12 protein-coding genes and 3 tRNA genes are annotated in these 10,194 nt (G+C 70.1%); 8 read left to right on the forward strand and 7 right to left on the reverse strand.

Translation table 11 applies throughout. From position 1 onward, the window contains the following. Window positions 1–371 (reverse strand): Glu/Leu/Phe/Val dehydrogenase dimerization domain-containing protein (locus PV363_RS09390; RefSeq protein WP_301022194.1); only part of this gene is annotated, 371 nt, incomplete at its 3' end. A 157-nt stretch (window positions 372–528) separates the two neighbouring features. Here PV363_RS09390 and PV363_RS09395 point away from each other — a divergent pair. Continuing rightward, a complete protein-coding gene (locus tag PV363_RS09395) occupies window positions 529–744 on the forward strand; it encodes a BldC family transcriptional regulator (RefSeq protein ID WP_220343273.1) in 216 nt (71 codons plus the stop codon). 82 nt (window positions 745–826) lie between these two features. Beyond that, complete coding sequence (locus PV363_RS09400) at window positions 827–1,279, forward strand: hypothetical protein (RefSeq protein WP_301022195.1); 453 nt, start codon at window positions 827–829, stop codon at window positions 1,277–1,279. Between the two features lie 27 nt (window positions 1,280–1,306). Here the strand turns inward: PV363_RS09400 and PV363_RS09405 are convergent, their stop codons facing one another. The 3 genes from PV363_RS09405 to PV363_RS09415 form a co-directional block, all read right to left on the reverse strand. Then, window positions 1,307–2,209 carry a universal stress protein gene (locus PV363_RS09405; RefSeq protein ID WP_301022196.1) on the reverse strand — a complete coding sequence of 301 codons (903 nt, stop codon included), beginning with the start codon at window positions 2,207–2,209 and terminating at the stop codon, window positions 1,307–1,309. 410 nt (window positions 2,210–2,619) lie between these two features. Next, window positions 2,620–2,693 (reverse strand) — tRNA-Phe (locus PV363_RS09410). A 99-nt stretch (window positions 2,694–2,792) separates the two neighbouring features. Further along, window positions 2,793–3,401 (reverse strand): malonic semialdehyde reductase, encoded by a 609-nt coding sequence (locus PV363_RS09415; RefSeq protein WP_220343276.1) that lies wholly within the window; start codon window positions 3,399–3,401, stop codon window positions 2,793–2,795. An 86-nt stretch (window positions 3,402–3,487) separates the two neighbouring features. Here PV363_RS09415 and PV363_RS09420 point away from each other — a divergent pair, with 86 nt between their 5' ends. After that, the gene (locus tag PV363_RS09420) at window positions 3,488–4,351 is read left to right on the forward strand and encodes an SDR family oxidoreductase (RefSeq protein WP_220345991.1); all 864 of its coding nucleotides are present in this window, start codon (window positions 3,488–3,490) and stop codon (window positions 4,349–4,351) included. A 40-nt stretch (window positions 4,352–4,391) separates the two neighbouring features. Here the strand turns inward: PV363_RS09420 and PV363_RS09425 are convergent. Beyond that, a tRNA-Asp gene (locus PV363_RS09425) sits at window positions 4,392–4,468 on the reverse strand. Between the two features lie 109 nt (window positions 4,469–4,577). Beyond that, window positions 4,578–4,653: transfer RNA gene (locus PV363_RS09430), tRNA-Glu, on the reverse strand. Window positions 4,654–4,761: 108 nt separating this feature from the next. Between PV363_RS09430 and PV363_RS09435 the strand changes: the two genes are divergently transcribed. From PV363_RS09435 to PV363_RS09455, 5 genes are all read left to right on the forward strand, one after another. Beyond that, on the forward strand, window positions 4,762–5,103 hold the full coding sequence (locus PV363_RS09435) for a metallopeptidase family protein (RefSeq protein ID WP_255559746.1): 342 nt from the start codon (window positions 4,762–4,764) through the stop codon (window positions 5,101–5,103). Window positions 5,104–5,105: 2 nt separating this feature from the next. Continuing rightward, window positions 5,106–5,846, forward strand: coding sequence for a pirin family protein (locus PV363_RS09440; RefSeq protein ID WP_301022197.1), 741 nt, complete (start codon window positions 5,106–5,108; stop codon window positions 5,844–5,846). Then, window positions 5,843–6,268: a type II 3-dehydroquinate dehydratase gene (aroQ, locus tag PV363_RS09445; protein WP_220343280.1), complete on the forward strand. Its 426-nt coding sequence runs from the start codon at window positions 5,843–5,845 to the stop codon at window positions 6,266–6,268. Before PV363_RS09440 ends, aroQ begins: the two co-directional genes overlap by 4 nt. Before the next feature lie 84 nt (window positions 6,269–6,352). Next, window positions 6,353–7,759, forward strand: coding sequence for an FAD-binding oxidoreductase (locus tag PV363_RS09450; protein WP_301022198.1), 1,407 nt, complete (start codon window positions 6,353–6,355; stop codon window positions 7,757–7,759). Continuing rightward, window positions 7,756–9,048 (forward strand): cyclopropane-fatty-acyl-phospholipid synthase family protein, encoded by a 1,293-nt coding sequence (locus tag PV363_RS09455; protein WP_220366329.1) that lies wholly within the window; start codon window positions 7,756–7,758, stop codon window positions 9,046–9,048. The genes PV363_RS09450 and PV363_RS09455 overlap by 4 nt, the downstream gene beginning before the upstream one ends. Before the next feature lie 74 nt (window positions 9,049–9,122). Here the strand turns inward: PV363_RS09455 and PV363_RS09460 are convergent. Continuing rightward, the coding region (locus PV363_RS09460; protein WP_301022199.1) for an MMPL family transporter at window positions 9,123–10,194 on the reverse strand (1,072 nt) is incomplete at its 5' end.

Raw genomic sequence — 10,194 nt, forward strand, 5'->3', positions numbered from 1 at the left:
TCCTCGGGGTAGGTGCCCACGTCGCAGGCCGTGTAGTAGCGGCCGTTGAGCGACTCGACGAACCGGCCGTACGCCCGGAGTCGCGCCTCGGACTTGTCACGGTGCGGGTCGCCGATGATCACGGCCTTGCCGCCGCCGAGGTCGAGCCCGGCCAACGAGGCCTTGTACGCCATGGCCTTGGAGAGCGCGAGCACGTCTGCGAGCGCCGCCTGCTCATCGGCATACGGGTAGAAACGCGTGCCACCGAGTCCGGGTCCGAGCGCGGTCGAGGACAGCGCCACGATCGCGCGGAGCCCGCTCGCCTCGTCCTGGCAGAACACGACCTGCTCGTGGCCACCGCCGAAGGGGGACATCACCTGTGGACCGTCCACGCCAACCTCCTCGTGCTGTGCTCTCCACTCTAGGAGGGCGCGGAGTTGACGTCCGGGCGGGTGCGAAACGTCCCGATGTTGCCCGTTCGGTTACACCTCGGTACGGATTCGGCGACACCCCTCGGCATGGATGGGTGCATTTTGGCATCATTCAGCCATGGATTCGCACTCCCCCGATGCGGAACGCCTTCTCACGCCGTCCGAAGTTGCCGCGCTGTTCCGCGTGGTCCCGAAGACCGTGACCCGCTGGGCACAAGCAGGCAAGATCAGTTCAATCCGTACCCTAGGCGGACACCGCCGCTTCCGCGAGGCGGAGGTTCGGCGCCTCCTCGCCGAGGGGTTCGGTCCCGACGACGAGAGCCAAGCCAGCTAGCCGGGGCGGCCGGAGAGCCGCGCCACACCGTTGCGGCAGAGGGGTCGGGGGACCCGCTGCCGCAGGAGCGAGGAGAACCGACGTGTCTCAGCAACCCAGTTCCCGTGCACTGCTGCTCGCGAGCGGTATCGCCGGATTGGCCAGCGGAGGGCGATCGACGCTCGGCCCTGCCGTGACACGCCTGTCGAGCAAGCACTCGGCATGGTCACGCGGGTTGGTCCTGGCGGGCATCGCCAGCGAGCTGGTCGTCGACAAGCTGCCGCAGACACCGAGCAGGCTCCGGCTCGCTCCGTTGGCCGGCCGAGTCGCGGCGGGCGGACTCGCCGGCTTCCAGATCGCACGCACGGGCAAGGGCCCGGTCGTCCCGTCCACTGTGGCCGGTGCCGCGGCGGCGCTCGCCGGGTCGTACGCGGGCAACGCCTGGCGCCAGGCCTGGGCGCGGACCGGCAAGCCGGACCTGCCGGCGGCGCTCGCCGAGGACGCCGCGTCCATCGGGCTGGCGTACGCCGCGTCCCGCGTCGTCACTCCTTCCTGATCGCGAGGGCCGTCACGTGGCCGGGGATCAGGACGTCTCCTCGGCGGCAGTCGGCTCGGCGTCTCCCGCGAGCGGTGCCACGACGAGCGGGCATGCGGTGGTACGGATCAGCGCGCCCGTCACCGATCCGAGGGCGACCCCCCGAGGCAGAGGCCGGGTCCGGCGTCCGACGACGAGCACGTCGCTCTCGGCGCTCGCCCGTGCCAGTGCCGTCGCGGGCCGCTCGTACTCGACCACCACGTCGACCGTGACGTCGCCGTGGCGTTGGACCCAGGGCGCCACCGTCTCCTCCAGTCGGAGCCGTGCCGCCTCGCGCCACGACTGCTCGCTGGTCCGGGCGAAGATCACGTCGTCGTAGAACGTCGGCGCCCGCCAGGCGTGCAGCACGGTGAGCCTCGCGCCGCGCACGTGCGCAAGATCGAACCCGAGGTCGAGGGCCTCCGCGGAGATGGCGGTCTCGTCGATCCCGACCACGATCCGGCCGCGCGCCTCGCCCGCGTGCCAGCCCGCCGGCACCATCGCGACGGGACATGCGGCTCGGGCAGCGACCCCGCTGATGATCGAGCCGGTGAAGACCCGGCCGAGCGCCGATATGTCACGTCGTCGGAGGACGAGGAGCGAGGCATCCGACGACGCCCTCAGCAGCACGCCCACGGTCCCGCCCTCGGCGAGCAGGGTGAGGATCTCCACCCGGTCGCCGGCGATCTTGCTGAACCGGTCGAAGGTCTCGGCGAGAAGCTGGTTGGCGACCTCGCGCCGATCGTTCTCCGGGATCACCGGGCTGGCGGCGTGGTAGTCCGGGTTGTACGCGTGGACGAGGAGGATCGGCACGCCCCGTCGCTCGGCGGCGTCGACGGCGAAGCGGAGCACGTCGTCGTCCATGGTGCTCGCAGCGACGCCTACGACGACAGGCGCTGTGGTGGTGGTCATCGTCTCGTCCTCCCGAAGGTCGGCACCGGCGCGGATGTCACCGATGACGCCATCGTCCGCCCGGAAGGACTGCCCTGCCACCGCCACGAACGCTCAGCGCTCGCGCGCGGCCGCCTCCTGCAGGAACGGACGGGTCAACATCACGATCTCCTCGAGATGCGTCTCGAGCGCGAAGTGGCCGGCGTCGAGCAGATGGATCTCGGGATCTGGTCGATCCCGGGGCGGTCGAGACGAGCCTGGTCCTTCTCGCCCTCGTCGCGAACGGCGCGATGGTCATGGCACCCATCACGGGCTCCCCAGCCACGGCCGACGACGCGAGGGCCACTGCGCGGATCCTCGTCGAGGCAGCGGTGCGTGCACCCGGATAAACAGAAGACCGCAGCTCGCTGTGCGAGATCTGCGGTCGTGGGTGGCCAGGGCCGGGGTCGAACCGGCGACCTTCCGCTTTTCAGGCGGACGCTCGTACCAACTGAGCTACCTGGCCGTCTGTCTCCTCGGGGCTCTCGCCTCAAGAAGCAGCCCGGGGTGACCCGGGCGCGCACCACTATACAAGGCGAGGCGCGGTCCGGATCACCCGGTCAGGTCACGCGACAGTGACCACGCTGGCCGCGTCGAGGCGGGGCAGGCGATCGCGGTAGGCGTCCTCGGCGGGATGACCGATGTTGACGATCACGAGCGACCTGAGACCGGTGCCGTCGAAGAACTCCTTGTCGACCCCCGCGGCGTCGAAGCCTGTCATCGGGCCGGCATAGAGGCCGGCGGCGCGCACGCCCACGATGAAGTAGCCGATCTGGAGGCCGGCGCTCAGCCTGGCCATCGACTCCCGCTGGTCGGCGACCGGCTCGAGCGCGTCGCGCATGCCGGGCGCGTGCGGGAAGACCTCGGGAAGGGTCTCGTGGAAGTCGACGTCGGCCGCGAGGATCGCGACCAGAGGCGCGGCGCCGGTCTTGGCTCGGTTGCCCTCCGACATGTGCGGCAGCAGGCGCTGGCGGGCCTCGCCGTCGGTCACCAGAGTGATCCGCAGCGGCTGGCAGTTCATCGCCGTCGGCCCGAACTTCACCAGGTCGTACACGGCGCGGATCTCGTCGACGGTGACGGGTTCGTCGGTGAAGGCGTTGGCAGTGCGGGCCTCGCGGAAGAGGAGGTCCTGCGCGGCTCGGGGCAGCGCGAGCTCGGGGAGGGTCACGGTCATGTGTCGTGAAACGAGTGGCATTTTCAGTTTCATCCTCAAACCAGTGTGGTTCGTGCCACCATCGGCTGAAGCGTGAGGAAGGTCAGATGCCACGACGTCGTACGGAGAGCGTGGGCGGGTCCGCAGGTCGGCCGCTCAGTGGTCAGGTGGCGGTCGTGACCGGCGGTTCGCGCGGTCTCGGGTTCGGGTTCGCCGACGCCCTCGGTCGGGCGGGTGCTCGCGTCGTCGTGGCGTCCCTGCCGGGCAGCGGTGTCCCCGAAGCCGTGAGCCGTCTGGCACAGAGCGGCGTCGAGGCCGTCGGCGTCGAGGCCGACGTCACCGATCTCGCCGCGGTCGAGGGCATCCGCGACCGAGCGCTGGAGTGGGGTGGCCTGGACGTCTGGGTCAACAACGCAGGTGTCTCAGGGATCTACGGTCCGACCCACCTGACGCCGGTCGACGTCTTCGACCGGATCGTCGACGTCAACATCCGTGCGGTCCACCACGGCACCCGGACGGCCGTGACCACGATGCTCGAACAGGGCCGCGGCCACGTGGTCAACGTGTGGGGCAAAGGCTCGACCAAGCCGGTGCCGTGGCAGAACGCCTACGCCACGTCGAAGGCGTGGAACCGTCAGTACACCCGGACGGTGCGCTCGGAGATCGTGGGCACTGGGGTGCGGGTGCACGGGTTCGACCCCGGTCTGGTGAGGACGGAGATGCTGAGCGAGGTGACCGTCACCCCGGGCATGGAGCAGCGAGTCGCCGCACTGCCCTGGGTCGTGGGCCTGTGGGGGCAGGTGCCGGAGCTGGCGGCGGCGCCGATCGTGCCGTTGGTGGTCGGGGACCGCGACGACCACGTCGACCTGACGGTCCCGACGATCCTCGGCCGAGGGCTGCGTTCTGTGCTGCGGGGCAACCTGCGCCGCAGCCGCCGCATGCCGATCACGGTCCGTACGCTCGCGGAATAACGACGAAGGGCCCGAACCTCACGGCTCGGACCCTTCCTGCTGGCGACCCTGACGAGACTCGAACTCGCGACCTCCGCCGTGACAGGGCGGCGCGCTAACCAACTGCGCTACAGGGCCATCTTCAGTTGTCACCGCTCAGCGGTGCGAGCACCACTTTAGCGGACGGTTCGGACGACTCCAAAACCGGGGTCGGACTCCCCGCACGCACCGCCTGAACTCCGAGCGATGGTGCCCCCAACGGGATTCGAACCCGTGCTACCGCCTTGAAAGGGCGACGTCCTAGGCCACTAGACGATGAGGGCGTACGCGCACGACGGCGCGGACGGTTCATCGTACGGGCAGCGTCCTCCGGCCGCCAAAGCCGGTGACGTCGACCTGGGGCCCTCAGGCAGACTGGACCCGTGATCGACATGTCGCCGGACCGCTTCGCCGAGCTCGTCGAGCGGGCGTTCGACGAGCTGCCACCGGACCTCACCGGGCTCCTCGAGAACGTCGTGCTCCTCATCGAGGACGACGCGCCCGACGACGACCCGACCCTGCTCGGCCTCTACGACGGCATCCCGGTCACCGAGCGGACCAGCGCATACGGCGGTGTCCTGCCCGACCGCATCACGATCTACCGGAACCCGACGCTCGCGATCTGCGACACCGAGCAGGACGTCGTCGAGGAGGTCGGCATCACGGTCGCGCACGAGATCGCGCACTACTTCGGGATCGACGACGACCGGCTGCACGAGCTGGGGTACGCGTGAGGATGTTCCGCCGCCGCGGCCGCCGTGGCGCGGCGGGACGGGACGTGCGTGTGATCCGCTGCGACGAGCGCTACACGTCGCGTCGCGACGGCATCACGACACGCCACAGCTTCTCGTACGGAGACCACTACGACGCCGACAACGTCGCGTTCGGACCGCTGCGTGCGGTGAACGAGGAGTGGCTCGAGCCCGGGGCCGGCTACGACAGCCACCGCCACAGCGACGTCGAGAGCGTGACCTGGGTCCTGGCCGGCGCCCTCGCCCACGAGGACTCCACGGGTGCCCGCGGCGTGCTGCGACCGGGCGAGGTCCAGCACATCAGCGCTCGTGCCGGGGTCGAGCACACCGAGCGCAACCACTCGACGACCGAGCCGCTGCACTTCCTCCAGATGATGCTCGCCCCGTCCGACGCCGAGCTCGCCGACCCTCGTCCGGGACCGCCGGCGTACCGGCAGTGGGACCTCCAGGGGGCGCGAGGGTATCTCCTCGACGTGCTCTGGGTGCGTGACGGCGTGATGCTGCACGCGGCGCTGCTGGACGCCGGTGACGTCGTCGACCTGCCCGAGGACGGCCTCGTCCACCTGCACGTGACCCGTGGCCGGGTCGAGGCGGCCGGCGAGACGTTGGAGCACGGTGACGTGCTCCGGGCGACGGGCGAGGGGCCGCTGCGTGTGAAGGGGGTCACGCCGTCGGAGATACTGGCGTGGCACCTCCGTCCCAGCACCGACCCAGGAGCAGCGTGATGGCCACCGTCCTCGTACTCAACGGCCCCAACCTCGACCGGCTCGGGACGCGGGAGCCCGCCGTCTACGGCGACCGCACGTACGACGACCTCGTCGCGCTGTGCCACGCGGCGGGGGCCGAGCTCGACCTCACCGTCGACGTACGCCAGACCGCCAGCGAGGCCGAGATGATCGGGTGGTTGCACGACGCTGCCGACGCCGGCCACCCCGTCGTGATCAACGCCGGCGCCTGGACGCACACGTCGGTCGCGATCCGCGACGCGGCGGCGATGCTCACAGCCCCGATGGTCGAGGTGCACATCACGAACGTGCACGCCCGCGAGGAGTTCCGGCACCACTCGTACCTCTCCGCGGTCGCGACGGGCGTCATCGTCGGGCTCGGGTTCGAGGGGTACGTCGCCGCGCTGCGGTTCCTCGCGTAGGCGCACGGCGCCGCCGGTGTCACCGGTCGGACGTTACGGACATTTACGTGGCGACCGTCCGTGGTCGTGCCTAGGGTGATCACCGTGAGCGATCTGGTCGGACAACATGCCCACGACGACGCGGTGCGCAGGCTCAGGGCCTCCTACGGCTCCATCCCCGACGGTTCGCCCGTCCGGCTGGCCAAGCGCACGACCAACCTCTTCCGACCTCGTGACGCCTCCGACGCACCCGGGCTCGACGTCAGCGGGCTCGGCGGGGTGATCAGCGTCGACATCGACGCCGCCACGGGAGTCGCAACCGCCGACGTACAGGGCATGTGCACCTACGAGGACCTCGTCGCGGTGACGCTCGCGCGCGGCTTCATGCCGTACGTCGTGCCGCAGCTGCGCACGATCACCCTCGGCGGTGCCGTCACCGGACTCGGGATCGAGGCGACGTCGTTCCGCCACGGACTCCCGCACGAGTCCGTGCTGGAGATGGACGTCTTCACCGGGGCGGGGGAGGTCGTCACGTGCAGCCGCGAGGAGCACAGTGACCTGTTCCTCGCCTTCCCCAACTCCTACGGCACGCTCGGCTACGCCACCCGCATCCGCATCCCGCTGGAGAAGGTCCCGGGCTGGGTCCGGCTCCGGCACCTCCGCTTCGACGACCCGGCGTCGGCCGCGGCCGCGATCAGCCGCATCGTCGGCGAGCGCAGCCACGACGGCGTGCGTGTCGACGCGATCGACGGCACCGCGTTCAGCCCTGGCGAGATCTATCTGACGCTGGCCGAGATGACCGACGAGCCGCAGGCGGTCAGCGACTACACCGGGCAGCAGATCTACTACCGCTCGGTGCGTGAGCGCAGCAGCGACGCGCTCACGGCCCACGACTACCTGTGGCGGTGGGACACCGACTGGTTCTGGTGCAGCGGCGCGTTCGGTGCCCAGAACCCGACGCTGCGGCGCCTGTGGCCCCGCAATCGCCGGCGCAGCGACGTCTACCAGAAGATGGTCGGGCTCGACACGCGCTACGGCCTCGCGCACCGGCTCGACCGTCTCAAGCGCAACGGCGTCGAGAAGCGAGAGCGGGTCATCCAGGACATCGAGGTCCCCGTGGACCGGCTGGCGGAGTTCCTCGCGTGGTTCGACGCCGAGGTGGGGATGCGCCCGGTCTGGTTGTGCCCGCTGCGGCTCCGTGAGCCAGACGGCCCGGGCAGCGCGACCCGCTGGCCGCTCTATCCGCTCGAGCCCGGCACGACCTACGTCAACGTCGGGTTCTGGGGCACCGTCGCCGTGCCCGCGGACGCGCCGGCGGGCATGGTCAACCGTCGCGTCGAGGAGAAGGTCCACGCGCTCGGCGGTCACAAGTCGCTCTACTCGGAGGCGTTCTACGACGCCGAGACCTTCGCAGACCTCTACAACGTGCCCCATCTCACCGAGGTGAAGGCGGTGTACGACCCCAAGGACCGGTTGACCGGCCTGTACGAGAAAGCGGTGAAACGTCGATGACCACTCTTGCCAAGTCCTCGATCACACTGGGCGAGGCCGTGGAGCGCCTCGTGCCCGGCGAGCTCTCGTTCCGGTTCGAAGGCTACGACGACAGCAGCGCGGGCCCGGCAGACGCGCCGATCACCGTCCGCATCGTCAACGAGCGGGGCCTGTCCTACATCATGAGCGCGCCCGGCGACCTCGGCTTCGCGCGCGCCTACGTCAGCGGTGACCTCGAGCTCGACGGTGTGCACCCGGGTGACCCGTACGACGCCCTGGTCCACCTGCAGAACAAGACGCGCCTGCGGGCACCGTCGGCCGCGGAGACGTTCCGCGTCGTCAAGGCGCTCGGCCTCTCGCACCTGGTCCCGCCGCCGGCGCCGCCCCAGGAGCACCTGCCCCGGTGGCGCCGAGCGGTCGAGGGCCTGCGGCACACCAAGAGCCGCGACGCGGCGGCGATCCACCACCACTACGACGTGTCCAACCGGTTCTACGAGCTGGTGCTCGGCCCGTCGATGACCTACACGTGCGCGGTGTTCCCCAAGCCCGACTCGACGCTCGAGGAGGCTCAGTTCGAGAAGTACGACCTGGTCTGCCGCAAGCTCGACCTCCGGCCGGGCCAGCGTCTGCTCGACATCGGCTGCGGGTGGGGCGGCATGGTGCGCCATGCGGCGAAGCACTACGGCGTGAAGGTCATCGGCGCGACCCTGTCGGAGCAGCAGGCGATCTGGGCGCAGCAGGCCATCGCCCGTGAAGGCCTCTCCGACCTCGCGGAGGTGCGGTTCTCCGACTATCGCGACGTGCCCGAGGGCGGCTTCGACGCGATCAGCTCGATCGGTCTCACCGAGCACATCGGCGTCCACAACTACGCCTCCTACTTCGGCTTCATCCGCGACCACCTCAAGGTCGGCGGGCGGATGCTCAACCACTGCATCACGCGACCGGACAACCGCACACGAGCGACGGCGGGGCAGTTCATCGACCGCTACGTCTTCCCCGACGGCGAGCTGACGGGGTCCGGCCGCATCATCACCGAGGTGCAAGATGCCGGGCTCGAGGTCCAGCACGAGGAGAACCTCCGGCTGCACTACGCGATGACCCTGCGTGAGTGGAACCACAACCTCCGCGACAACTGGGACGAGGCGGTCGCCGAGGTCGGTGTCGCGACCGCCAAGGTGTGGGGTCTCTACATGGCCGGATCCCGGCTCGGGTTCGACCGCAACTCGATCCAGCTGCACCACGTGCTCGCGACCAAGACCTCCCCGACCGGGCAGATCGACTTCCCGCTCCGGCCGACCTGGGGGAGCTGACCGGCACCCACGCCGTACGCAACGACATCGCGACCCCCGATGGTCGCGATGTCGATGCGTGTCAGCCGATCGGGTCATGCAGCGGGCACCACCTCCCGCGTCCGCTCAGGGCGGCGCAGCGAGCCCAGGCGCTTGTCCAGCAGCACGAGCGCCGCAGGGAGCAGGACCAGCCGGACGATCGTGGCGTCGACCAGGATCGCCACCGAGAGCCCGACGCCCATCTGCTTCATCTCCAGCATCGACAGCGTCGCGAACACCGCGAAGACCGACACCATCACGGCCGCCGCACTCGTGACGACGCTCGCGGTCTCGCGCACGCCGTACTCGACGGCGAGCCGTGTCGACAGTCCCCGCCGCATCCCTTCACGGACCCGGCTCATCACGAACACGTGGTAGTCCATCGAGAGTCCGATCAGGACCACGAAGCAGAAGAGCGGCACCCAGTCCACCACGAAGCCCGGTGACGTGAAGTCGAGCAGGCCCTCGGCCCACGTGTTCTGGAAGACGAGCGTCATCACGCCGAAGGCAGCGCCCACCGACAACAGGTTGAGCCCCGTCGTGAGCAGTGCGACCGCCCCGCTGCGGAACACGACAGCCATCATCACCAGCGTCAGCAGGAGCACGAACCCGACCACGAGCGGCAAGGCGCCACGCTGGTTGTCCTGGCTGTCCATCGTGGCGGCCACGTCACCCCCGAGCGCCCACTCCACCCGGCCGAGGTCGTCGAAGGCTGCGGGACCGGCCGTGTCGCGGAGCTCAGAGACCGCGTCCTCGTTCGCCTGCTCTCCGTCGGCCCCGGCGGCGGTCAGTCGGAGGACCGAGGTCCGTCCGTCCGCGGACACCGCCACCGGCTCGGCGTCCGAGGCGAGCCCCTCCGCCTGGGCGCGAGTCGCGAGATCGTCGAGTGCCCGGCCGACCTCCGTGGCGTTCCCGTCGGAGCGCGCGACGATCTCGACGGAGGGGCGCTCCGCCGGGAAGTGCTCCTGCACCGTCTGGAACGTCGCCACGGCCGGCAGGTCCTGAGGCAGGGTGTCGATCGTCCCCTCGTGCAGCTTCATCCCCAGTGCCGGTGCGGAGAGTGCGAGCAGCAGACCGACCGAGACCAGCAGGGAGGTCTTGGGGCGGGCGAGGACGGGACGGATGAGG

It is taken from the genome of Mumia sp., assembly GCF_028803055.1.
GTDB lineage: Bacteria > Actinomycetota > Actinomycetes > Propionibacteriales > Nocardioidaceae > Mumia.

Excerpts from the sequence above, each read along its gene's own strand:
- PV363_RS09420 (WP_220345991.1), top strand. The coding sequence starts at position 3,488 with ATGCCACGACGTCGTACGGAGAGCGTGGGCGGGTCCGCAGGTCGGCCG.
- PV363_RS09415 (WP_220343276.1), bottom strand. The coding sequence starts at position 3,401 with ATGACCGTGACCCTCCCCGAGCTCGCGCTGCCCCGAGCCGCGCAGGAC.
- PV363_RS09440 (WP_301022197.1), top strand. The coding sequence starts at position 5,106 with ATGTTCCGCCGCCGCGGCCGCCGTGGCGCGGCGGGACGGGACGTGCGT.
- PV363_RS09395 (WP_220343273.1), top strand. The coding sequence starts at position 529 with ATGGATTCGCACTCCCCCGATGCGGAACGCCTTCTCACGCCGTCCGAA.
- PV363_RS09455 (WP_220366329.1), top strand. The coding sequence starts at position 7,756 with ATGACCACTCTTGCCAAGTCCTCGATCACACTGGGCGAGGCCGTGGAG.
- PV363_RS09435 (WP_255559746.1), top strand. The coding sequence starts at position 4,762 with ATGTCGCCGGACCGCTTCGCCGAGCTCGTCGAGCGGGCGTTCGACGAG.
- PV363_RS09405 (WP_301022196.1), bottom strand. The coding sequence starts at position 2,209 with ATGACCACCACCACAGCGCCTGTCGTCGTAGGCGTCGCTGCGAGCACC.